This window comes from Streptomyces sp. NPDC051315 (genome assembly GCF_044455165.1).
GTDB lineage: Bacteria > Actinomycetota > Actinomycetes > Streptomycetales > Streptomycetaceae > Streptomyces.
In genome coordinates this window covers 477138-500413 of record NZ_JBITEN010000002.1, presented here as the reverse complement: position 1 = coordinate 500413, position 23276 = coordinate 477138, and the positions used below count along the sequence as shown (strand labels likewise).

The 23276-nt window shown below is 72.8% G+C and carries 23 protein-coding genes; 12 read left to right on the top strand and 11 right to left on the bottom strand.

The features are described from left to right. Positions 1-54: 54 nt before the first annotated feature. The 6 genes from hypE to hypA are packed head-to-tail and all read right to left on the bottom strand — an operon-like array spanning position 55 to position 6039. A complete protein-coding gene (gene hypE / locus ACIBBD_RS05215; protein WP_399417922.1) occupies positions 55-1116 on the bottom strand; it encodes a hydrogenase expression/formation protein HypE in 1062 nt (353 codons plus the stop codon). Further along, complete coding sequence (gene hypD / locus ACIBBD_RS05210) at positions 1109-2212, bottom strand: hydrogenase formation protein HypD (protein WP_399417921.1); 1104 nt, start codon at positions 2210-2212, stop codon at positions 1109-1111. Before hypD ends, hypE begins: the two co-directional genes overlap by 8 nt. After that, positions 2209-2508 carry a HypC/HybG/HupF family hydrogenase formation chaperone gene (locus ACIBBD_RS05205; RefSeq protein ID WP_399417920.1) on the bottom strand — a complete coding sequence of 100 codons (300 nt, stop codon included), beginning with the start codon at positions 2506-2508 and terminating at the stop codon, positions 2209-2211. Before ACIBBD_RS05205 ends, hypD begins: the two co-directional genes overlap by 4 nt. Then, positions 2508-4892, bottom strand: a complete 2385-nt coding sequence (hypF, locus tag ACIBBD_RS05200; RefSeq protein WP_399417919.1) for a carbamoyltransferase HypF — start codon at positions 4890-4892, stop codon at positions 2508-2510. Before hypF ends, ACIBBD_RS05205 begins: the two co-directional genes overlap by 1 nt. Then, complete coding sequence (gene hypB, locus ACIBBD_RS05195; protein WP_399417918.1) at positions 4889-5686, bottom strand: hydrogenase nickel incorporation protein HypB; 798 nt, start codon at positions 5684-5686, stop codon at positions 4889-4891. The genes hypF and hypB overlap by 4 nt, the downstream gene beginning before the upstream one ends. Beyond that, positions 5686-6039 carry a hydrogenase maturation nickel metallochaperone HypA gene (gene hypA, locus ACIBBD_RS05190; RefSeq protein WP_399417917.1) on the bottom strand — a complete coding sequence of 118 codons (354 nt, stop codon included), beginning with the start codon at positions 6037-6039 and terminating at the stop codon, positions 5686-5688. Before hypA ends, hypB begins: the two co-directional genes overlap by 1 nt. 146 nt (positions 6040-6185) lie before the next feature. On the opposite strand from hypA, the gene ACIBBD_RS05185 reads away from it, so the two are divergent. The 10 genes from ACIBBD_RS05185 to ACIBBD_RS05140 are packed head-to-tail and all read left to right on the top strand — an operon-like array spanning position 6186 to position 14825. Then, positions 6186-7886, top strand: coding sequence for an enoyl-CoA hydratase-related protein (locus ACIBBD_RS05185; protein ID WP_399417916.1), 1701 nt, complete (start codon positions 6186-6188; stop codon positions 7884-7886). 50 nt (positions 7887-7936) lie between these two features. Beyond that, positions 7937-8992 (top strand): hydrogenase expression protein HypE, encoded by a 1056-nt coding sequence (locus ACIBBD_RS05180; RefSeq protein WP_399417915.1) that lies wholly within the window; start codon positions 7937-7939, stop codon positions 8990-8992. 44 nt (positions 8993-9036) lie between these two features. After that, entirely contained in the window at positions 9037-10824 is a 1788-nt protein-coding gene (locus ACIBBD_RS05175; RefSeq protein ID WP_399417914.1) for a nickel-dependent hydrogenase large subunit, read from the top strand. An 11-nt stretch (positions 10825-10835) separates the two neighbouring features. Then, entirely contained in the window at positions 10836-11366 is a 531-nt protein-coding gene (locus ACIBBD_RS05170; RefSeq protein WP_399417913.1) for a NifU family protein, read from the top strand. Further along, complete coding sequence (locus ACIBBD_RS05165; protein ID WP_399417912.1) at positions 11363-12013, top strand: DUF5947 family protein; 651 nt, start codon at positions 11363-11365, stop codon at positions 12011-12013. Before ACIBBD_RS05170 ends, ACIBBD_RS05165 begins: the two co-directional genes overlap by 4 nt. Continuing rightward, positions 11998-12204, top strand: a complete 207-nt coding sequence (locus ACIBBD_RS05160) for a hypothetical protein (protein WP_037681622.1) — start codon at positions 11998-12000, stop codon at positions 12202-12204. Before ACIBBD_RS05165 ends, ACIBBD_RS05160 begins: the two co-directional genes overlap by 16 nt. Continuing rightward, positions 12201-12905, top strand: a complete 705-nt coding sequence (locus ACIBBD_RS05155; RefSeq protein ID WP_399417911.1) for a DUF6084 family protein — start codon at positions 12201-12203, stop codon at positions 12903-12905. The genes ACIBBD_RS05160 and ACIBBD_RS05155 overlap by 4 nt, the downstream gene beginning before the upstream one ends. After that, positions 12902-13924: a hypothetical protein gene (locus tag ACIBBD_RS05150; protein WP_399417910.1), complete on the top strand. Its 1023-nt coding sequence runs from the start codon at positions 12902-12904 to the stop codon at positions 13922-13924. The genes ACIBBD_RS05155 and ACIBBD_RS05150 overlap by 4 nt, the downstream gene beginning before the upstream one ends. Next, entirely contained in the window at positions 13921-14685 is a 765-nt protein-coding gene (locus ACIBBD_RS05145; protein ID WP_399417909.1) for a hydrogenase maturation protease, read from the top strand. Before ACIBBD_RS05150 ends, ACIBBD_RS05145 begins: the two co-directional genes overlap by 4 nt. An 8-nt stretch (positions 14686-14693) precedes the next feature. Next, positions 14694-14825: a DUF6893 family small protein gene (locus ACIBBD_RS05140; RefSeq protein WP_399417908.1), complete on the top strand. Its 132-nt coding sequence runs from the start codon at positions 14694-14696 to the stop codon at positions 14823-14825. Between the two features lie 85 nt (positions 14826-14910). Here the strand turns inward: ACIBBD_RS05140 and ACIBBD_RS05135 are convergent, their stop codons facing one another. Further along, on the bottom strand, positions 14911-17130 hold the full coding sequence (locus tag ACIBBD_RS05135; RefSeq protein WP_399417907.1) for an endonuclease: 2220 nt from the start codon (positions 17128-17130) through the stop codon (positions 14911-14913). 265 nt (positions 17131-17395) lie between these two features. Here ACIBBD_RS05135 and ACIBBD_RS05130 point away from each other — a divergent pair, with 265 nt between their 5' ends. Together ACIBBD_RS05130 and ACIBBD_RS05125 are read left to right on the top strand one after the other, a co-directional pair. Beyond that, positions 17396-17662: a peptidoglycan-binding protein gene (locus ACIBBD_RS05130; RefSeq protein WP_399417906.1), complete on the top strand. Its 267-nt coding sequence runs from the start codon at positions 17396-17398 to the stop codon at positions 17660-17662. 142 nt (positions 17663-17804) lie between these two features. Then, the gene (locus ACIBBD_RS05125; RefSeq protein ID WP_399417905.1) at positions 17805-18455 is read left to right on the top strand and encodes an FMN-dependent NADH-azoreductase; all 651 of its coding nucleotides are present in this window, start codon (positions 17805-17807) and stop codon (positions 18453-18455) included. Between the two features lie 105 nt (positions 18456-18560). Here the strand turns inward: ACIBBD_RS05125 and ACIBBD_RS05120 are convergent, their stop codons facing one another. From ACIBBD_RS05120 to ACIBBD_RS05105, 4 genes are all read right to left on the bottom strand, one after another. Next, positions 18561-19352, bottom strand: coding sequence for an enoyl-CoA hydratase (locus ACIBBD_RS05120; RefSeq protein ID WP_399417904.1), 792 nt, complete (start codon positions 19350-19352; stop codon positions 18561-18563). 262 nt (positions 19353-19614) lie between these two features. After that, the gene (locus ACIBBD_RS05115) at positions 19615-20835 is read right to left on the bottom strand and encodes an ABC transporter substrate-binding protein (RefSeq protein WP_399417903.1); all 1221 of its coding nucleotides are present in this window, start codon (positions 20833-20835) and stop codon (positions 19615-19617) included. After that, entirely contained in the window at positions 20832-21737 is a 906-nt protein-coding gene (locus ACIBBD_RS05110; protein ID WP_399417902.1) for a hypothetical protein, read from the bottom strand. The genes ACIBBD_RS05115 and ACIBBD_RS05110 overlap by 4 nt, the downstream gene beginning before the upstream one ends. After that, positions 21734-23191 (bottom strand): VWA domain-containing protein, encoded by a 1458-nt coding sequence (locus ACIBBD_RS05105; RefSeq protein WP_399417901.1) that lies wholly within the window; start codon positions 23189-23191, stop codon positions 21734-21736. The genes ACIBBD_RS05110 and ACIBBD_RS05105 overlap by 4 nt, the downstream gene beginning before the upstream one ends. Positions 23192-23276 lie beyond the last annotated feature (85 nt).

Here is a 23276-nt window from a genome sequence, read left to right as displayed (position 1 = left end):
CACCCCCGCCGTGCCGGTGACGTCCGCCGTGCCGGTGACGTCCAGCGGCGCCGCTCAGCAGATGCGCGGCAACTGCTCGCCCAGCGGCAGGTCCACCACCCGGGTGCCGCCCAGACCGGTCCGGGCCACCACCATGCCGGGGTGCTCGTCCACACACCGGCCGATGACGGCGGCCCCCGTCCCCTGCGGATGGGCGCGCATCGCGGCCAGGACGGCATCGGCGTGCTCGGGCGGTACGAAGGCCACCAGGCGCCCCTCGTTGGCCACGTACAGCGGGTCGAGGCCGAGGAAGCCGCAGGCGGCGGTCACGGACTCGGGCACCGGAACGGCGCTCTCGGTCAGGACGACACCGGTGCCGGAGGCGGCGGCGATCTCGCACAGGGACGTGGCGAGCCCGCCCCGGGTGGGGTCGCGCAGGACGTGCAGGTCCCGGGTGACCGCCAGCATCGCGGCCACCAGTCCGCCCAGGGGCGCGGTGTCGCTGACCACGTCGGAACCGAACTGAAGTCCCTCGCGCACGCTCAGCACCGCCACGCCGTGCGCGCCGATCGGACCGCTGACGATGACCACGTCCCCCGGCGCCGCCCGCTGGGGGCGGATGTCGACGCCCGGCGGGATCAGGCCGATACCGGAGGTGTTGACGTACACCCCGTCGCCGTGACCCGCCTCGACGACCTTGGTGTCCCCGGTCGCCACCGTCACCCCGGCGGCGGAGGCGGCCGTCCCCACGGCCTGGGCGACACGGCCCACCACGTCCAGCTCGACACCCTCCTCCAGGATGAAGGCCGTCGACAGGTACGCCGCCCGGGCGCCGCTCATCGCCAGGTCGTTGACCGTGCCGTTCACCGCCAGGTCGCCGATGCTGCCACCGGGGAAGAACAGGGGGCGTACGACGTAGGAGTCGGTGGAGAAGGCCAGCCGGACCCCGCCCAGTTCGACGGCGGCGGAGTCGGTGAGCGCGGCGAGCGTCTCGTTGCCGTAGGCCGCGGCGAACAGGTGCTCCGTCAGCTCGCCGGAGAGCGCGCCGCCACCGCCGTGGCCCATCACGACCACCGGATGGTCGCGCAGCGGCACGGGACAGGACCAGTTCGCGGGGTCGAGTGTCGTCTCAGCCAACGGGGGCCACCTCCAGGCGCCGGTACAGGTAGTAGGCCGCGCAGGCACCCTCGCTGGAGACCATCGTCGCGCCCAGCGGGGTGCGCGGGGTGCAGGTGGTGCCGAAGGCGGGGCACTCGTTGGGTTTGATCAGCCCCTGCAGCACTTCGCCGCTGCGGCACTCGGCGGACTCGACGGTCCGCACGTCGCCCACGTCGAAGCGGTCTTCGGCGTCGTACGCGCGGAAGGCGTCCGACAGCTTCCAGCCGCTGTCCGGGATGGTCCCGATGCCCCGCCAGGAGCGGTCGGTGACCTCGAAGACCTCCTCGATCATGCGCAGCGCGGCCGGGTTGCCCGCCTCGCGCACCGCGCGCGGGTAGGCGTTCTCCACCCGGTGCTCCCCGCGCTCCAGCTGACGGACGGTACGGCGGACGCCCTCCAGGATGTCCAGCGGTTCGAAGCCGGTCACCACGATCGGCACCCGGTGGCGCGCGGCCAGTTCGGGGTACTCGGCCGTGCCCATCACACTGCACACGTGACCAGCGGCCAGGAACGCCTGGACGCGGCACTCGGGCGCCCGCATGATCGCGTCGATGGCCGGTGGTACGCGCACGTGCGACACCAGCAGGCTGAAGTTGCCGATGCCCTGGCGGCGGGCCTCGTGCACGGTCATCGCGTTGGCCGGGGCCGTGGTCTCGAAGCCGATGCCGAAGAACACGACCTCCTTGTCCGGCTCACGACGGGCGATCTCCAGGGCGTCGAGCGGCGAGTACACCACCCGTACGTCACCGCCCTCGCCCCGGACCCGGAACAGGTCGCGGTCGGTCCCGGGCACCCGCAGCATGTCGCCGAAGGAGCAGAAGACGACGTTCGGGCGGGACGCGATCGCCAGCGCCTTGTCGATCATCTCCAGCGGGGTCACGCACACCGGACAGCCCGGCCCGTGGATCAGCTCGACCTCGTCGGGCAGGAGCTGGTCGATGCCGTGCCGGATGATGGAGTGGGTCTGTCCGCCGCAGACCTCCATCATCGCCCAGGGCCGGGTGACGCTCGCGCGGATCTCGTCCAGCAGCCGGCGGGCCAGCTCCGGGTCGTTGAACTCCTCGATGTACCTCATCGCCTGCCCTCCGGCTCCGTGGCCGCCTCCTCCGCCTCGGCGCGCGCCCACGCGTCGCCGAACTCCTCCTCCAGCAGACCGAGTTCCTCGAACAGGGCCAGTGAGGCCCGGGCCGACTCCTCGTCCAGCCGCTGGAGCGCGAAACCGACGTGGACGATGACGTACTCGCCCACCTGGGCGTCGGGGACGTACGCCAGGCACACGTCCTTGACCACCCCGCCGAAATCGACCCGCGCCATGCGCGTGCCGTCCCGGTCCTCGATCCCGGCCACACGGCCGGGTACCGCCAGGCACATCAGCGTCCTCCTTGTCGTTGCGAACGTTGCGAGCGGCCGGTATGTCCGGCGTGCGCCGCCACGACCAGCTGGCCGAGCGCGAGACCGCCGTCGCCCGGCGGCACCCGCCGGTGGCGGAGCACCGTGAAGCCGTCCGCCGCGAGCAGCGCGGCGCACTCGGCGTCGAGCAGCGCGTTGGCGAACACCCCGCCCGACAGCGCGGCCACGCCCGCCCCCGTCTCCCGGCGCGCGGACCGGCAGACCTGCAGCACGGCCGCCGCGACCGCGCGGTGGAAGCGGGCGGCGATCACCGGGACCGGCACCCCGCGCCGCAGGTCGGCGACGATCGCGGCGAGCACCGGCCCGGGGTCCAGACCGCCGGCGAAGGCGTACGCACCGGTCCGTTCCGGCCAGGCACGCAGGGCCGCCGCCTCCAGTTCGACCGCCGCCTGGGCCTCGTAGTGGGTCCGGTGGCAGACCCCGGCGAGGGAGGAGACCGCGTCGAAGAGCCGGCCCATGCTGGAGGTCGGCACGCACGCCGTGCCCCGGTCCAGCTGCTGCCGCAGCATCCGCAGCTCGTCGGGCGGGCAGGCGGCGACGCAGGGCAGGTCCGCGTCCCACGGCAGACGGGCGGCGCGCAGCCGGGCCAGCGCCGTGCGGCAGGGGTTGGCCACGCCCGCGTCCCCGCCGGGCAACGGCGCGTACGACAGACGGGCGAAGCGGCGGTAGCCGTCGTAGCCCGCGACCAGCAGCACCTCGCCGCCCCAGACCGCCCCGTCGTCGCCGTATCCGGTGCCGTCGAAGGCGACGCCGATGACGCGGGCGCCGCCGTCCAGCCCGTGCTCGGCCATCAGGGACGCGACGTGGGCGTGGTGGTGCTGCACCGGGCGCAGGGCCAGGCCGCCCGCCCGCGCGGCACGCCGCGCCCACCGCGCCGAGTGGTACCCGGAGTGCCGGTCCGCCGCGAGCAGCTCGTGGTCGACGCCGGTCAGCGCGCGCAGCCGCCCCGCGGCCCGCTCGAAGGCCCGTACGGTGGCCAGGTCGCCCATGTCGCCGATGTGCGGGGAGAACCAGGCGCTGCCCTCCGCCCCGAGACACAGGGCGTTCTTGAGGTCGCCGCCCACGGCGAGGGCCGGGGTGACGGGGACGGGCAGCGCGACCGGCTCGGGGACGTGGCCGCGCGACCGGCGCAGCACCACCTCGCCCCCTCCGTCCGGGCGGACGCGGACCACGGAGTCGTCGCAGGGCGCCTCGATGACCCGGTCGTGCCAGAGCCAGGCGTCGGCGATCCCGGCGAGCCGCTCCAGCGCCTCGGCGTCGTCCGTGACGATCGGCTCCCCGGAACGGTTCCCGCTGGTCATCACCAGGACCTGCGGTCCCGGCGGGTCACCGGGCAGCCCGAACAGCAGCCGGTGCAGCGGGGTGTACGGCAGCATCACGCCGATGTCCGGGCTGCCCGGGCACACCGACCCGGCCGTCCCCGGGGCGCCCGTGCGGCGCAGCAGCACGATCGGCCGCCGCCGGCCCGTCAGCACCGCCCGCTCCTCGGGACCGACGTGGGCCAGCCGCTCGGCGCCCGCCAGGTCGGCGCACATGACGGCGAACGGCTTCCGGCTGCGCCGCTTGCGCGTGCGCAGGGTGGTGACGGCCCGTTCGTCGGTGGCGTCGCAGGCGAGGTGGTAACCGCCGAGCCCCTTCACGGCGAGCACGGCGCCCCGCGCCAGCAGCCGCCGCGCCTCGGCGAGAGCCCCCTCGCCCTCGTACGGGCGCCCGCCGGGCACCGTGAGCCGCAGCCGGGGTCCGCAGTCGTGGCACGCCACCGGCTGGGCGTGGAAACGACGGTCGGCCGGGTCCGCGTACTCGGTGGCGCACTCCCGGCACAGCGGGAACGCCGCCATGGTGGTGGTCGCCCGGTCGTAGGGCAGGCCGGTGGAGATGGTGAAGCGGGGGCCGCAGTGCGTGCACGTGATGAAGGGGTGCCGGTGGCGACGGTCCGCCGGGTCGGCCAGCTCCCGCAGACAGTCGTCACAGGGCGCGGTGTCCGGCGGGACGAGCGTCCGCCTCCCGCCGTCGCCGTCGTCCTCGGACGCGTGGATGACGAATCCGGACGCGCCGAGGGCCGGTACGGTCTCGTACGCCACCTCCCGGACGTCCGCCAGGGGCGGTGGCCTCTCGATGAGGGCCCGGCAGAACTCCGCGACGGACCCGGCGGCGCCCTCCACCTCGGCGACCACGCCCTCGGCGCCGTTGCGCACATGACCCGCGAGGTCCAGCTCCGCCGCCAGCCGGTGCACGAAGGGCCGGAACCCGACGCCCTGCACGGTGCCCCGCACGATCACCCGCCGCCGTACCGCGGGCGAGGGCGGGGAGCCGGCCGTGTCCGGGGCCGTCGTCGTGGAGGTCACGCGGTGGTGGCCCGCGACGCGTGCCCGTGGTCGTGAGCCGTGCCGTGGTCGTGGGCCGGAGCGTGGTCGTGGGCGGGGCCGTGGTGGTGGCCGTGGTTGCGCAGGTGGTCCGCCGCGAGCAGCGGGGCGTGCGGCGCCGCTCCGTCGGCGACGGTGAGGATCCGGTCGAGCAGCGTGTCGACGCCCTGCCCGGTGCGGGCGGAGGTGCGCAGGATCTCCACGCCGGGATTGACGCGTTCCACGGCCGTCGAGAAGGCGGCGTCGTCGAAGCCAGCGGCGTCGGCGAGATCCGTCTTCGTCAGCACCAGGAGATGGGCCCCGCCGAAGGCGGTCGGGTACTTCAGCGGCTTGTCCTCGCCCTCGGTCACCGACATCAGCGTCACGCGCAGCGTCTCGCCCAGGTCGTAGGAGGCGGGACAGACCAGGTTCCCGACGTTCTCCACGAACAGCAGGCGCGTGCCGGGCGGGAGCCAGCCGTCGAGCAGTCCGCGGACCTGCGCGGACTCCAGGTGGCACAGGCCGCCGGTCAGCACCTGCCGCACCGGCGCCCCGGAGCGGGCGAGGCGGCGGGCGTCGTTCTCGGTGGCCAGGTCGGCGGTGAGGGCGGCGACCGCCACGCCCCGCTCGCGGGCCCGGCGCAGCACGATCTCGAGCAGTGCGGTCTTGCCGCTGCCGGGGCTGGAGAGCAGGTTGACGGCCGTCACCCGCCGACTCGCCAGGTCGGCGCGGAGTTCGGCCGCCAGACCGTCGTTCTTGGCCAGTACGGCCGTCCGTACGTCGACGCTGCGGCACATCACGGGCTCCCTGCCATTCGTACCTCCGCCAGTTCCAGTTCCCGCCCGGTCAGCAGCTCGGCCGCCGGGGTGTCGCAGTGCGGGCACCACAGCGCGGGCGGCGAACCGACCGCGAACCGCGCGTCGCAGCCGCCGCAGCGGGCCCGGGCCGGCACCTCCTCGATGACCAGCTCCGCGCCGTCCAGCGCGGTGCCCTCGGCCACCAGCGAGAAGGAGAAGCGCAGCGCGTCCGGGACCACACCCGCCAGCTCGCCGATCCGCAGCGTCACACCCGCCACCGTGTCCGCCCCGTGGTCGCGGGCCACGCTTTCGGCGCTCTCCACGACGGCGGCGGCGATCGACAGCTCGTGCATGGTCCGCCACGCTAGGCACGGCCACGGCCCCGCCCGGGCAGGCGACGGCGGACGGTGTCCGTTTTCCCCCGGGCGGCCCAAGCGCACGGCCGCCGGGGCGTGGCTCCCGCGCCGGGCCCGGACGGCCGGGGAGCATCGCGGCCGTGATGCGGATTCTGCTTCTCGCGAGCGCGTTCAACAGTCTCACCCAGCGGGTCTTCGCGGAGCTGCGCGACCGCGGCCACACGGTCGCCGTGGAACTCGCGCTCGGTGACGACCGGCGGCTCACCACCGCGGTGCACGGGCACGCTCCCGACCTGGTGATCGCCCCCATGCTGACGACCGCCGTCCCGGAGGAGGTCTGGTCGGCGTACACCTGTCTGATCGTGCACCCGGGGCCGCCCGGTGACCGGGGCCCCTCGTCGCTCGACCGGGCGGTCCAGGAAGGCCGCGAGCGCTGGGGTGTGACCGTGCTGCAGGCGGTGGCCGAGATGGACGCCGGACCGGTGTGGGCGTCGGCCGGCTTCACCGTGCCCCCGGACGTCGGCAAGAGCGACCTGTACCGCGGCGAGCTCGCCGACGCCGCCGTGGGCGCGGTCCTGCTCGCCGTCGAACGCGTCGCCTCCGGCTCGTACACCCCCGTCACGCCGCCGGAACACACCTGGCAGCCGTACCTGCGCCAGGAGGAGCGCCGGATCGACTGGCACCGCGACCCGACGGAGACGGTCCTGCGCAAGCTGCGGGCCGCCGACTCACAGCCCGGCGTGCTGGACACCTTCCTGGGCGGCGAGTGGTACCTGCACGGCGGCCACCCCGAACCCCACCTCACCGGCCCCCCGGGCGAGATCCTGGCCACCCGTCACGGCGCGGTCTGCCGCGCGACGGTGGACGGCGCGGTCTGGATCCCGGAACTGCGCCCGCGCCGCACGCCCGGAGGACCGGCGACCTTCAAACTGCCGGCGACCCTGGCGCACCAGGGGCTCGGGGAGGAACCGCGCGACCGGCCCCCCACGACCCGCACGCCCGAACCGACAGCCGGAAGCTACGCCGACATCACCTACGAGGAACGGGGAACCGTCGGCTTCCTCCGCTTCCGCTTCCCCGGCGGAGCCATGAGCACCGACCGGTGCCGCCGTCTCCTCGACGCCTACCGGCACGCCCGCACCCGCCCGGTGGACGTCATCGTGCTCGGGGGAGAGAGGGACTTCTTCTCCAACGGCATCCACCTGAACGTCATCGAGGCCGCCCCCGACCCCGCCGCCGAGTCGCTCGCCAACATCGAGGCCATCGACGACCTGGTGGCGGAGATCCTGACCACCACCGACCGCCTGGTGGTCGCGGCGCTGCCCGGCAACGCGGCGGCGGGCGGCGCGATGCTGGCCCTCGCGGCGGACGAGGTGTGGTGCCGCGGCGGCGCCGTCCTCAACCCGCACTACCGGCTGATGGGGCTGTACGGCTCCGAGTACTGGACCTACACCCTGCCCCGCCGGGTCGGTCCGGCGGTCGCCGCGCGGCTCACCGAGGACGCGCTGCCGCTCACCGCCACCGCCGCCCAGGCGCTGGGGCTGGTGGACCGGGTCGTCGACTGCGCACCGGGGGAGTTCACCGGCGAGGTCACCCGGATGGCCGACCGGCTGGCCCGTTCGGCGGGACTGCCCGCCCGGCTGGGCGCGAAGAAGGCGGCGCGCCAGCGCGACGAGGCCGTGCGCCCGCTCAGCGCCCACCGCGCCGCGGAACTGGAGCGCATGCGGGCCGTCTTCGACGACCCGGCCGCTCCCTACCACGCGCTGCGCTCCGCCTTCGTACGCAAGCGTCGGCCGAACGAGACGCCGCAGCACCTCCGAACGGAGTGTCCGAATGGTGGGTGATTGCGTGCTATGTCAGCCTGCTTCGGGGGACGCCGCAAGGAAGGGATCCCATGAGCACCGACACCCAGGCCCCCGCGGCCGTGGAGGAGGTTCACATCCTGTGGACCTCGGAAGGCATGAGCTGCGACGGCGACACCATCTCGGTCACCGCCGCCTCGCTGCCCAGTCTGGAGGACGTCGTCCTCGGAGCCATTCCGGGACTGCCGAAGGTCGTGCTGCACAACAAGGTGCTCTCGTACGACAGCGGTGACGACTTCACCCGCCCCTTCCACGAGGCCGCCAACGGCGAACTCGGGGCGCCGTACGTCCTCGTCGTGGAGGGCTCGATCCCCAACGAGCGCATCAACGGCGACGGTTACTGGACCTCGATGGGCAACGACCCCCGCACGGGCGAGCCCATCACCTTCAACACCTGGATCGACCGGCTGGCCCCCGGCGCCTTCGCCGTCGTCGCGATCGGGACCTGCGCCACGTACGGCGGCATCCACGCCATGGCGGGCAACCCCACGGGCTGCATGGGCCTGGCCGACTACCTCGGCTGGGACTTCCGTTCGGCCGGCGGGCTGCCGATCGTCAACGTGCCCGGCTGCCCCGTCCAGCCCGACAACTTCATGGAAACGGTGACCTGGTTGCTCTACCAGGCGGCCGGGATGGCCCCGCCCATTCCGCTCGACGACAAGTTGCGCCCCACCTGGCTGTTCGGCAAGACCGTGCACGAGGGGTGCGACCGCGCCGCCTACTACGAGCAGGGCGACTTCGCCAAGGACTACAACTCGCCCAAGTGCCAGGTGAAGATCGGCTGCTGGGGCCCGGTCGTCAACTGCAACGTCCCCAAGCGCGGCTGGATGGACGGCATCGGCGGCTGCCCCAACGTCGGCGGCATCTGCATCGCCTGCACCATGCCCGGCTTCCCCGACAAGTTCATGCCGTTCATGGACGAGCCACCCGGCGGCAGCGTCTCGTCCGGGTTCATGGCCTCCACCTACGGACCGCTGGTGCGCACGCTGCGCGCCATCACCAACCGTTCGGTCAACCAAGAGCCCAAGTGGCGTCACAACCGCGACGAACTCACCTCCGGCTTCGCGCCGCGCTGGCCCGGCAAGTGACCCCAAACCCCCGGCACCCCCCTTGTGTGAAAGGAACCCGTCGAGTGACGACGAGCCAGGCCGCCCCCGCGGAGCAGCGCACCCTCACCGATGTCGCGTTCGATCCGATCACCCGGATCGTCGGCAACCTCGGCATCTACACGAAGATCGACTTCAATGCCCGTGAGGTCGTCGAGTGCAAGAGCACCTCATCGGTCTTCCGGGGCTACAGCGTCTTCATGAAGGGCAAGGATCCCCGCGACGCGCACTTCATCACCAGCCGCATCTGCGGCATCTGCGGGGACAACCACGCCACCTGCTCGGTGTACGCGCAGAACATGGCCTACGGCGTGAAGACCCCGCCGGTCGGTGAGTGGATCATCAACCTCGGCGAGGCCGCCGAGTACATGTTCGACCACACGATCTTCCAGGACAACATGGTCTTCGTCGACTACTGCGAACGCATGGTCAAGGAGACCAACCCGGGCGTGTGGGAGCGGGCCGAGCGCACCCCCGCCCCGCACGCGGACCAGCACGGCTGCCGCACCATCGGCGACATCATGCGCTCGTACAACCCCTTCGAAGGGGCCACCTACAAAGAGGCGCTGGTCATGAGCCGCCTCACCCGCGAGATGATCTGCCTGATGGAGGGCCGCCACGTGCACCCCTCCACGCTCTACCCGGGGGGTGTCGGCACGATGGCCACCCCCCAGGTCTTCACCGACTACCTGGTGCGGCTCACCCGCTGCATCGACTTCATCAAGCGTGCCGTCGCCATGAACGACGACGTCTTCGACTTCTTCTACGAGGCCCTGCCCGGCTACGAGCAGGTCGGCCGGCGGCGCACGCTGCTCGGCTGCTGGGGCGCCTTCCAGGATCCCGAGATCGTCGACTACAGCTACAAGAAGATGAACGAGTGGGGCAACCGCATGTTCGTCACCCCGGGCATCGTGGTCGACAACCAGCTCGTCACCACGGACCTGGTCGACATCAACCTCGGCATGCGGATCCTGCTCGGCAGCTCCTACTACGAGGACTGGACCGGCGAGGAGACGTTCGTCGACAAGGACCCGCTGGGCAACCCGGTCGACAAGCGCCACCCCTGGAACCAGACCACCCTGCCCGCGCCGCAGAAGCGTGACCTGGAGAACGGCAAGTACAGCTGGGTGATGAGCCCCCGCTGGTTCGACAAGCGCACCAACGACTTCCTCGCCCTGGACACCGGCGGCGGCCCCATCGCCCGTCTGTGGGTCACCGCCCTCGCCGGGAAGGTCACCACCCCGTACGTGCGCTCCACCGGCCACAGCGTGCAGATCACCCTGCCCAAGACGCCGTCCTCGCCCGAGCGGCAGCTGGAGTGGACGCCCCCGCCCTTCCCCAACACCATCGAGCGCAACCGGGCCCGCATGTACTTCGTCGCCTACGCGGCGGGCATGGCCCTGCACTTCGTCGACCAGGCCCTCAACGAGGTCCGCTCCGGCGTCACCAAGACGTTCCAGGACTTCAAGGTGCCCAAGGAGGCCATCGGCGTCGGCTTCCACGAGGCCGTGCGCGGGGTGCTCAGCCACCACATGGTCATCCGCGACGGCAAGATCGCCAACTACCACCCGTACCCGCCGACCCCGTGGAACGCGAGCCCCCGCGACTTCTACGGCACCCCCGGACCGTACGAGGACGCCGTGCAGGGCTGCCCGATCTTCGAGGAGAACGGGCCGGACAACTTCAAGGGCATCGACATCATGCGCACCGTCCGCAGCTTCGACCCCTGTCTGCCGTGCGGTGTCCACATGTACCTCGGTGGCGGCCGCACCCTCACCCAGTCCCACTCGCCGACCTTCGGCACCCTCGCGTAGGGCGGCCCGCGATGACGTGGGAACCCTGGGACGACGCGTACGCCCGTGGCCAGGTGGCGCTGGCCGAGGAGCGGCTGTCCGGTCTGGACACCCTGCCGGACGGGCTCGCCGCGCAGCGGGCAGCCGAGACCGTCGAGACACTCGTCGGGCTCTACGGACAGTGCCTGGGACGGGTCACCGCCCACCTGGCGGACCATCCCGACCTGCTGGAACGGCTGGCCGCCGACGAACTCGTGGGCCACCTCCTGCTCGTCCACGACCTGCACCCCGACCCGGTCGAGACCCGGGTACGGCAGGCCCTCGCCGCCCTGCCCGGCCCTCCGGAGCTGGTGGAGCTGTCCGGGACCGCCGCACGCGTCCGGATCCGGGGCGGCGGCTGCGGTTCGGCCCGGACCGAGCAGGCCGTACGGGACGCGGTGGCCGCGCGGGCTCCGGAGATCGAGGACGTACGGGTGGAGAGCGGTCAGGCGGACGGGGCGCTGATCCCCGTCGACGCGCTGTTCCGCGACCGCACACCCGTCGCCGGAGGGGCGTGCGGATGAGCCGGCTGCGGCGGGTGGCCCGGCAGGCATCCCGGGCCGGGAGACAGCGGGACCGGGAGGAGCGGTGCGACCTGTGCGCCGAGCCGCTGCCGACCGGGTACCCGCACCGCCACGTGCTCCAGTCCGCCACCGGCACGGTCTCCTGCGCCTGCCGTGCCTGCGCCGTGCTGTTCGACCACGGCGCAACCACGGCCGGCGGCTACCGCCTGCTGCCGCAGGAACGGTGCCGGCTCGAGGGCTGCCGCATCGACGACGCCGCCTGGGCGGGTCTCGGTGTCCCCGTCTCCCTCGCCTTCTTCACCCGTTCGGGCGAGGACGGCGAGGTCACCGCCGCCTACCCGAGCCCACTGGGCGCACTGCGCGCCACCGTCGCCGCGGACAGCTGGCGCGAGGTCGAGCAGTGCCACCCCGACCTGCCGGTGCACGTCACCGACGTACAGGCCCTGCTGGTGCACAGGAGCCGCGGGGCTGACGAGTACTGGCTCGTCCCGCTCGACGACTGCTACCGCCTGGTCGCCGTCGTGCGCGCACACTGGAAGGGACTGGACGGCGGCCCAGAGGTGTGGCAGCGGGTCGAGGACTTCTTCCGTGAACTGACCGAACCCACTCCCTTCACCACCGAGGAGGCGTCATGGGCATCACCGTAGGCAAACCCGACGTCGAGCCCGACAAGCCCGCCCACGTGGCGGGCGTACGGCGCGGCAACCACCGGGGCCTGATCAAGCACCAGCCGGGACACCGCCGCAACGACCGCACCACGGCCCGCAGCTACACCGGAATCAACGCCAAGCGCCGGAATCCGGTCGACCCGGACATGCCGAACCTGCCCACCCCATGACGGCGTCACCCGCGCTGTCCGCCCCGGTGACGGCGCCGGTCCTGGCGTTCTCCGTCACCGGAGCGGAGGAGGAGCGCTTCGCCGCGCTGCCCACCCTCCGTTTCGGCCTGGAGATCGTCAGGACCGGCGGACTGCCCGTCAGCTCCGTCGCCCTGACCACAGTCGTCCGTATCGACGTCGCCCGCCGCCGCTACGGCCCCGAGGCGCACGAGGCGCTCGGCGAGCTGTTCGGGGCGCCCGACCAGTGGGCGGCCGGCATGCGCCCCCTCACCTGGGCCCGCACCACCGTCCACGTCCCGGCCTTCGACGACCGCACGACGGTGGAGATCCCCGTCGAGTGCTCCTACGACACCGAGCTGGCCGTCACCAAGTACCTGCGCGCGGTCGGCGACGACGGCGACGTGCCGCTCGACTTCCTCTTCAGCGGCACCGTCTTCCACCGGACCCCAGGCGGACCCGGACTCGCCGCCTCCCGCGTCTCCTGGACCGACGGCGACACCCGCTACAGCCTGCCCGCCGCCCTCTGGCACTCCCTGACCGACCGCTACCACGCGGGCAGCCCCTGGCTGCGGCTCTCCCGCGAGACCTACGACCGCCTCGACGCCTACCGCGCCCGGCACGTCCTCGGCACCCCCGACGACGCCGTGCGCGCCCTGCTCGACGGCACCGCCCACCACCACTCGGGGACCTCCACCACATGACCCTCACCGACCAACCGCACCCCGCGGTCCTCTCCGACGTCGAGAAGATCACCCGGACCTGCCTGTACGAGGGCTACCTGCTGTGGCCCTACCGCAGATCCGCGCTGAAGAACGCCAAACGCTGGACCTTCGGCGGTGTCTTCCCCGCCGCCTGCGCCGACGCGCTCGGCGAACCCGCCACCATGTCCACCCAGGTGCTCCACGAGGGGCCCGCCGACGACCTCACGGTGCGGGTGCGCTTCCTCCACGTGGTGGACCGCACGGTGACGCGGGACGGCCGGGCCGTCGACGAACTGACCGTGGCGGGGGAGCGGTACGTCAGCTGGCAGGAGGTGACCGAACGGGAGGTCGTGCTGACCGGAGCCCCCGCCACCGCGGCCGTCGACATCCCCGAGGGCACCGCCACCGAGGAACTGCCGGGCGCGACCGCCTGCCTCGTCCGGGCCTGGCGGCGGCTCACCGGCACGGTCGAGGTCACGGCCGACCCGGTCGCGGACGGCGTACGCCGGCTGACCGTACGGATCACCAACACCACCGCGTGCCCGGTACCGGAACCGGGTGCCCGGCACGCGAGGGAGGCCGCCGCGCCCTACGCCTTCGTCTCCACGCACACCGTGCTGCACAGCGGGAGCGGCCGCTTCGTCTCCCTCCTCGACCCGCCCGCCGCCCTGCGCGAGCACGCCGCCGCCTGCCGCAACGAGGGCACCTGGCCGGTCCTGGTCGGCGCCGACGCGGGCGACGGCCGGGCGCACGCGGTGCTGTCCTCGCCGGTCACCCTGTACGACTTCCCGCGGGTCGCGCCCGAGAGCCCGGGCGACCTGTTCGACGGGACCGAGATCGACCAGCTGCTCGTGCTGAGCGTGCTGAGCATGACCGAGGAGGAGCGCGCCGAGGCACGGGCGAGTGACCCGCGGGCACGCGAGATCCTCGACCGCTGCGCCGGACTCGGCACCGACGACCTGATGAACCTGCACGGCACCATCCGCGAGTTCCGCACGGCCCCCGGGGAGGGACGGTGAACGGCGTCTCCTTCCGTCCCGGCACCCGGGTGCGGCTGCGGCCCTCCCGCCGGGCGGACATCATGGACCTCGCCCTGACCGGGCGGATCGCCGAAGTCGCGGCCGTGGAGGAGGATTTCGAGGGGCAGCTGCACGTCGCCGTCGTCCTCGAGGGCGACCCGGGCCGCGACCTGGGTGCCGCGAGCCAGATCGGCCACCGGTTCTTCTTCGCCCCCGACGAACTCGAACCGCTGGGCGGGCCCGACGGCGCGCCGCCCGCCCACCGCGTGCTCGTCGCGGGCGTCGGCAACATCTTCATGGCCGACGACGGCTTCGGCCCCGAGGCCGCCGCCGCCCTCGCCCGCCGCACGCTGCCCGACGGCGTCCACGTCGCCGACTTCGGCATCCGCGGCATGGATCTCGCGTACCGCATGCTGGACGGTTACGACACCGTCGTCCTGCTGGACGCCACCCCGCACGGACAGTCGCCCGGCACCCTCAGCGTCATCGAACCCGACCTCGCCGCGCTCCCCGCCCACGGCGCTCCCGAGGCCCACGCCATGGACCCCGTGAAGGTCCTCGCCCTCGCCCGGCGGCTGGGCGACGGGGACCTGCCCCGCGTCCTCGTCGTCGGCTGCGAGCCCGAGGTCCGTATGAACGGCGACGAGGTGGATGTCGTCGTCGGTCTCAGCGATCCGGTCCGCGAGGCCGTCGAGCGTTCCGTGCCGTTCGTCGAGTCGCTGCTCGCCGACCTCCTCGCCGACGCCGTCGAGAGGAGGTGAACCCCGCCATGGAGAAAGGCATCTTCATCCCCGCCCGCGTCGTGAAGGCCGCGGTCGGAGCCGTCAGCGCCGTGCTGGTCCTGATCGCCCTGGCCGAACTGCCCGAAGCTCGCCGGTACCTCAGGCTGAAGTCCATGTGATGCGGGCGCCTGACGGGCATCCGCCCTGATCAGGCGCCCTTCCCACTTCGCTCACCGGTCCCGGACCACCCGGGCCGCGGCCCGCTCAGGGCCAGACGCCGGAGAAGTCGACGGTCCGCGCCCACTCCGGGTGGTCTATCAGGGGATTGCGGTTCCCCTGTATCTCGGCGATGGCCGCGTTGCGATGCAGCTCGTACTCGGTCACGGGTTCGTCGTCGTGCCACTCCAGGAGGGCGGGCAGCCGTTCCGGGGGGAACTCCCTCGCCTCGTCACCGACGGTCCCGGGGTACCGCAACAGGAAGTACAGGGTCGCCCTGGCCACGGCCCCCCTGCTGTGCTCGGGTTCAAATCCCGTGCTCTCGCGCATGCCGCAGTCCTCCCGTACGACCTCGTCGAAGTCGGGGAAGTCCATGTACGGGATGTTGCCGCGGAAGCTGTTGCACGCGGGCTCGCACGCGAACAGGTGATGCAGGTCACCGCGCATGGGCTCGCGCTTGGCGAACCATGACTGGGGCACGACGTGCTCGCAGTTGAACGGCAGCGACGCCTCCAGAGCGTCGAGCTCCTCGGCGAGTTCGGCCGAGCCCGCCGTGCTCTCGCGCAGCAGGAACTCCTGCAGACCCCGGAGCCGGGCCGCCTCGGCGGCGGCGTCGGCGCGGATGAGTTCCTCCGGGGTGAACGTCTTGCCGGAGTAGACGCTGCGCAGGAGACGGTCGGGGTGGAGGTCGACCCACGGGTAGAGCAGCCGCGACGGCTTGTAGGAGGGGCGGCGCGCGTGGCTCTCCTCCAGCAGGCCGGTCAGCGCACGGCGCAGCGCGTCGCCGTCCGCGCCGTCGTCGACGGTCGCGTAGTAGGCGTCGCGCGCCTCCCGGTCGGCCTCCGGGTCGTAGTAGACGCGTTCCTCCCCGAGCCGGAGGTTGCGCAGCGCCGCGTGCAGGTCCCGCTCGACGGCGTCACCCGCCGCGGCGGAGCCGCCGTCCACCTGCCCTGCCGAGGGGCGGACCGGCGGCAGGACGGCGGCCGTGCCGATCGAGGGCAGCACGGACACGGAGTGACCCGAGGCGTGCTGTCCGGGGGTGGGCAGTTCGACGCCGACGGTGATCCGCAGCGGCACGGTGAGGCCGACGGCTCCGCCGGCGGCGGTGACGTGAGCCGAACCGTTCGTCGCGAACCCGTCGGCGGCCGGCCCCGCCGCTGCCGTCCGCGGTGCGCCCTCGCCCGGCCCCGGTGTGCCGGGCGGCCGGAACAGCTCGTCCCGCAGCCGGGCCGCGGTCCCGGTCAGCGTGAGCCTGCTCAGCGCCTGCAGTACGCGGCTGATGCGCACCCCTTCGTTGGCCTTCCACGCCAGCCGGTGCTCGCCCATCCCCGGCCGCCAGACGGTTCCGTCGATGGCCAGGGGCCGGCCCTGGTCGTCGGTCTTCGGCACCGCCGAGTGGTGCAGGGCGACGACTTCCCACTGGTCGTTGAAGACGGGTGATCCCGAGGAGCCCGGCGCGGTGTCGGTCGCGTAGTGGACGAACCGGTCCAGCAGATCGACGATCTGGTTCTCGCGCAGCGCGAGTTGTTTCGGCTCGCCGTTGGGGTGCTGAATGATATTGACGAATTCCCCGAGAATGGCCTTGCCCTGCGCCCCGTCCAGGGGCAGCCAGTCGAAATCGGCGAGCTGCTCGCCCTGCCGGCCGCGCTCGGCCACGGCGACCACGCTGAAATCCAGGTCACGGTCGGTCGCGAAGAACCTCTGAGGCTCGAGCGCGAAGGTGACCGGGTCGAGGGGCAGCCCGTCCAGCCCTGCCTGGAAGTCGAATTCGACGACGGCGCGAGCCGCTTCCTCCGGGTTGCGCAGGACGTGGTTGTTGGTCATCAGCAGCGAGGGGGACACCATGAAGCCGGTGCCGTGGTGCCCGCCCGTCGGGGTCCTGACGGTCACCCGCCCGATCGACCGGGAGGCCAGGTGCCCTCCCTCCAGGAAGGCCACGCCGGTGAGGTTGTTCCGGCCCATCAGGCGTTCCAGGCCGAGCACGTCGGCGCCGAAGTTCTCCGGGGCCAGCGGCAGAGTGCTGCCCGTGGACGCGGCGGGCAGTGTCGGTGTCCGCTCGATCGACCTGGCCAGTGACCAGTCGGCGTTCAGCCGTGCCAGCCGCTTCCTGACCCGGTCGGGCGCGTCGGCGTACAGCACGCCCCGGCGCTCGATGGTCCGGCGGGTCTCCTCGCGCTGTGCGGCGCGGCTCTCGAAACGCTCTCCGGCTTTTTCCAGTTGCGCCAGGTAATCGGTCTCCGCTTCGGAAACGTGTTCTGCGGTGATCATGCGCGCCTCCGTGGTTCTCGGCTCTCCCTTCCATTGTGTGCACCGGCTCCCATGATTTTCCCCTCGTGGAATTTTCCCGGATCAGTGGTCGTCGATTCAAATGTCACCCGGTCAATCAGGCCTTTTCTGCATCACTAATTCCTCCCCGTGCGTGCGCAGATGGGCGCGCCTACCATGAGGACAGAGAAATCGTGGACCAGGCTCAAGGTCCTTTTCGGAAAGGTTGACGCGCAGGTCGCCGACGGAGCGGAGGAGGAGACTCCGAGTGGCTACTCAGGTCTGCAATCACACCAAGTCCCGGCCGACCGTCGGGCGCGGCTCGTCAGGCCCGGCGGTGAAACAGGCGCAGTGCTACCTCAACAACTCGCTCACCGGCCGACGACTTGCCGAGGACGGCGTCTTCGGTCCGGTCACCGAAGCGGCGGCCCGCAGGTTCCAGCAGTGCGCGGACATCACGGTCGACGGCGTCGTCGGCGCCCAGACCTGGTCGCACCTGACCTTCTGGGCCCACAGCCCGAACTTCGTGTGCTGAACGGCAGGTGGGGCGGCCTCGGCACCGTGACACTCCCACGAGCCGTGTGGTCGGTGATGTGGATCACAGGTCCTGGACCTCAAGTGCGCTTGAGGAAGCAGGCTGATGCACACCACGAACCACGAAGCTGAGGAGAATCGTGATGGCCACCCTGCTCCACATCGACACCTCGCTCAACCACGAGAACTCGCACTCCCGCGCGGTGACCGCCGCCTTCCGCACGGCATGGGAGAGCGAACATCCGCAGGGCAGGGTGATCCACCGCGATCTCGACACCGACCCGGTACCGCACCTGCGGGCCGCCGCCTACTACGCCGGTTTCACGGCTCCCGCCGACCGGTCCCCCGAGGAGCGGGCCGCCTTCGCACTGCGCGGCCGGCTGATCGAGGAGGCCGAGGCGGCGGACGTGATCCTGCTCGGCGCCCCGATGTACAACTACTCGATCCCCTCGGCGTTGAAGGCCTGGATCGACCACGTCGTCGCCGTGGGCCGCACCGCGATGACCGAGAACCCCTCGCTCGCGGGCAAGCCAGCCGTCGTCGTGACCAGCCGCGGCGGGTCGTACCAGGAGGGCACTCCCCAGTACGGCAACGACTATGTGCAGAGCTACCTCCAGCAGGTCCTCGGCACCGGTCTCGGCCTGGACGTCACCTTCATCGTCCCCGAGCTCACGATGGCCCCGGCCGTGCCCGCGATGGCCGACCTGGTCCCGCTGTTCGAGGCCTCCCGCACCGAGTCCCTCGCGGCCGCCGAGTCCCACGCCAGGAAACTGGTGATGCGTCTGGCCGCGTAACCGCACCGCGTAGCCGTCCCGCCCCGCTGTGCGTCGCCGGCGCACGGCTGCTCGGCACGAGCCGCGGACCGGCCCCGCAGGAGCCGGTCCGACGCCCCGGCGAGCTCAGCCTCGGGGGTCCGTGCGCCGCCGGGCGCGGACCCGCTCCAGGGCCTCCCTGAACGCGGGCTGGTGCAGGGAACGCACCTGGCGGTCGAACTCGATGTCGACCATCCGCGTGAAGTCGGATTCCGCGCCGCTCTCGTACAGGCTCCGCTTGACCGTGCGCAGCAGGACGGGGTCGGTGCCCGCGGCCCGCCCGCCGAGGGCCACCGCCTCATCGACGAGTTCGGCGCCGGGAAGGCACCGCAGCACCAGTCCGGCGTCGGCGGCCTCCCGCCCGGTGAGCGGCTGGGAGAGCAGGAGCATGGTGGCGGCCCGCTGGTGGCCGACGGCGCGGGTGAGCATCCAGGTGTGGCCGCCGCCCGGGTGCAGTCCGAGCCGGGTGAACCGGCAGTCGAACAGGGCCTCTTCGGAAGCCAGCCGGATGTCGCAGGCCAGCGCGAGGTTGAGGCCCGCCCCCACCGCCGGGCCGTTGACGGCGGCGATGGTCGGCAGCCGGCACGAGGCGACCCGCAGGAAGCCCGCGTACACCTCCCGCAGCCGGTGCTCCTCGCCCTCGGCGGCGGCCAGCAGGTTGTCCAGTTCGGCGCCCGCGCAGAAGGCCGGGCCCGCGCCCGTGAGCACGATCGCGCTGACGGCATCGTCCCGCTCGCACGCGTCGACGGCGTCTACCAGATCACGCACCATCCCCGGTGACAGGACGTTACGGCGGTCCGGATCGTCCAGGCGGAGCACCGCCACCGTGTCCCGGATCTCCAAGTGGACGAGTGGCCGGTGTGCCTGCGGCTCGTTCATGCTGCTCCTTGCCGGTGTGCCGGACGGTCGACGGGTTCTCCCCGGACACCTTGCCAAGGGGCGAGGGGTGAAGCGCGTCGAACACGGCCGACCGCCCGGAGCGGTGTCGGTCGGAAACGGCGGCCGCTCGGTCAGGTGTCCTCCGACGCCGGGCCGGGCGGGAACCTCTTCCGTGCGTGCTCACCGGCCGCGGCCCGGCACGGACGACGGCCGCGGTGGCGGTGGCGTCGGGGCGGCGGTGACAACCGCCCGGCACGGCCGCTCAGCCGCCGCCGCAGACGGGAAGTGTCGGACCCCGGCCGTCGCGCAGGGCGTCCAGGCGTCGCAACTGGTCCTCCAGCGCGTCGGGCGAGACGAGGAAGTGCAGGACGGCCTGGTGGAAGGCGTCGCGCAGGACCGGGGGCATGGTGTCCGAGGCGTCCCAGCAGAGCGTCTGCCGCGAGCCGCGCAGGATCGAGCCGATCTTCCGCCGCACCGGGTCGTCGTGGCGGTCCGGTGCGGCGGCCCTTTTGTTGGCCGTGAAGTCCGGCAGCCCGGTACCGGGGTCGGCCAGGAACCGGATCAGCTCCTTCGCCTCGTCGGTCGCGTTCAGCAGGGCCGCGAGGTCACCGGAGACCTCCCAGTGTCCGGCGTCCGGCCGAGCACCGGGGATGACCTGCGCGGAGTGGACGAAGTCGCCGTCGACCCGCTTCCAGTCCGCGGCACGGAACGACCCCTGGTGCTCCAGGCGCTCCCGCGGGCAGTCCTGGCCGAAGTCGTCCTTCAGCACGCGCTCGGCACGCTTCCTGTCGCCCGCGCCCACCAGGTCGCCCCAGGTCTCCCAGGCCCTGCGCACCCGCGCGTCCGTCCACGCGAGGTCGCCGGTCGCCCACTGCGCGTAGACCCCGGGGCCGGCCTGCTGGAGCAGGATGTCCTCCACCCAGTCGGTGCCCGGCCAGCCGGAGGTCGCGCCGGACTCCATGCCCAGGCACCAGCCGTCGGGTTCGCCGGCGACCTTCGCCGTCTCGGCATCCGACAGGCCTCCCGCGTGCCACACCATGCTCTTCAGACCGGTCTTGACCGGCAGCCAGTACGTGCGGGCCCGGCCGTCCTCGCCCGCCACCTTCGGCCTCCAGACGCCGTCGTAGTCACCGGCGTCGAACAGGCCGTCCAACGGCTCGAGTCTGCCCTCGGCCGCGTAGGCCATCAGTTCACCGGGCCCCGGCAGCACGGCCACGTCGGGCTGCGTACCGGCCGCGAGATCGGCGGCCAGCACCTGGCTCAGGGCGGAGCTGCCCTGGTAGACGACATCGATGCGGTGCTCCTGCTCGAACGCGTGCACGGCGCGCTCGAACTGCTCCTTCTCGCCGCCGCTCCAGTTGGCCAGGACGGTGACCGAACCCGTCCAGCCCCGCGCCCACCGCACGCCCGCGGCCACCCCCGCCACGAGCAGGACCAGACAGACGCAGACGATGCCGAGGGTCCGGGCACGCGGCCGTCTCATCGCGGCACCCGGAACCGGTACTCGGAGATCCGCGGCCAGAGCCCCACCAGCGTCAACGTCATCAGCAACACCCCTCCGACCAGGACCCACCCGGACAGTGACGCCCAGAGACCCGCGTCCGCCATGTACCGCTCCACGTCCGCACCGGCCTCGGGGATCTCGTCCGCGGCCCGGGCCTCGCGGAGCTCGGCGAGGGAGTCGCCCATCGCCGTGTGCGCCCGCGCGGTGAACCAGCCGAGGACCGCCACCCCGGCCGCGCACAGGACGGTCGCGGCGAGCAGGGGCGGGTGCACGGCGCGCCGGAACCGGCGCCGCGAGAACCACTGCGCCTCCACCAGCGCCGCGCACAGCGCGAGACACAGCACCAGGACCGCGCCCCAGCCCAGCCGCAGCGGCCAGGGGAAGGACGCCTGCTCCTCGGCGACGTCCAGTTGTGCGTTCCGCAGCTCGTCGAGGCGGTCGACGATGTCGTTCCGGCCCTGTTCCGCGTAGTGCAGATACGCCCCGCGCAGCGACGCGTCCGGTTCCTTGCCGGCCCGCTCCACCCAGGCCGCGTAGACGGTGATCAGCCCGGTGACGGTCTGCAGGGTGTGACGGTCCGCCAGACCGGTGACGTTCTCCGAGGCCGCGACGGCGATGCTCTGGTGGGCGACCGAGATCCGGGTGTGGAACTCACCGGTCGTGTCACCCGCGGGCCCGCCCCCGTCGACGGCGTCGTGCGCCCGGAGCAGCGCGTTCCTCGCGGTGTCCACGGCCAGGATCCCCGGCGCGCTCGACGTCGCCAGCGGGACGGTGTCGTCGTGCACACCCCGGTAGGCGCCGAACAGGACGAGGGTGGTCACGGCCCCGAGGGCCAGCAGCAGGGAGAGCCTGCGGGCCAGGTCCCGCCCGGTGGTGCTCACGGCCGCTCCCGGAGCCGGTGACCGCACAGGGGGCAGAAGCGCGCGTCCGCCGAGGCCTTCCCGTCGCAGGCCGGGCACCGCACGGTGGCCGCGGCCGGCGCCATGACCTCCGGGCCGTCGGCGGAACCCGACCCGGGACCGTACGTGCTGTGGCTGCTGGCGGTGATCAGATGCTCGAAGTCGACGGCCGCCACGCCCGGACGGAGCCTGACCCGCCCGGCGGCGGCGTCGACGATCTCCACGAGCCGCCCGAGCCGGTCGAGCGACTGGTCCGCGCCGATGGTGTGGGCGAGGTGCACGGCCCTGCCCAGATGGTGCTCCGCCAGGTCGCGCTCACCGCGGCGGTGGGCGTCGGTCGCGGCGGCGACGGCCTCCCCGAGCCGCTGGTGCTGCTCGAAGTGCTCGACCTGGACGTCGGTGTGCCGGGACAGGGCCGGATCGTCGGTCCAGTGCACGACGCACGGCTGGGGCGGCGCCAGCCGTACGCCGTCGCCGCCGGGCAGGTCGAGGGCGACGACCGCGAGTTGCAGGTCCTCCCCGCGGGGCCGCCCGGTGGGGTCGGCGGACAGGCACAGCTGATAGCGGCGGGTCTCGTCGCCCCACGCCCGGGTGACGAACCGCAGAGCCCCGTCGTCCCGCCCCGCGCCGTCGGGGGCGAGCTCCACCTCGGTGGGGAAGACCTGCTTGAGGTAGCGCACCTCGGCCCCGGCCATCGGGGTCACCGAGATCACCAGTTCGGGAACGCGCTTCGCGAGCAGACGGCGCATCAGCTGCTCGTACTCCCGCGCGAGCGCCGCCTCCTCCCGCACCGAGGAGGCCTCACCGTGCAGGCGGCCGGTGATGCGCAGGAGCTCCCGCCCGTCCCAGCCGTCGCCGATGCCCCAGGCGTCGCAGACGAAGCGGCCGGCGCACGCCTCCAGCACGTCCGACAGCGGCATCAGCTCGTCGTGCTGGTTCCTGCCGTCGGTGAGCAGCAGGACGTGCCCGATGGGCGCGGCCTGCTCCGCCAGCAGCCGGCGGGACAGGTCGAGCCAGCTGCCGATACAGGTGCCTCCCCCCGTGATCAGACGGTGCACGGCCTGCTCCGCCTCCGCGCGCCGCCGGGCGTCCGCCCGGGCCATCGTCTCGGTCGCCGGATAGACCATGGTCGCCGACTGCGTACCCCGGACCACCGCGAAAGGGGTGCCGTCCGGCAGCATCCGCAACGCCGCCACGGCCGCCTGGTGGGCGGCACGGAGCTTCTCCTGCGGATAGGCCATCGAGCTGGAGCAGTCCACGGCCAGGACCTGGGCGAGCACCGGGCCGGCTCCACCGCCGTGCTCCGTGCCCTCGGCCCCGACGGTCAGGATGGCGTGCATCTGCGGCTCACGCGCCTTCGCGGACAGGTACTTCCACTGGCTGATCCCGAGGCCGACCGTGGCGTTGCGCCCCGCCGCGCCTTTGGCCGCGTGCATGTCTCGTGCGTCTCTGTTCACGGATGCGCCTGCGTCCACGGTGTCCGTGCTCCTCGCCTCGTCCCAGGGCCGTCGGCCCGCCCGC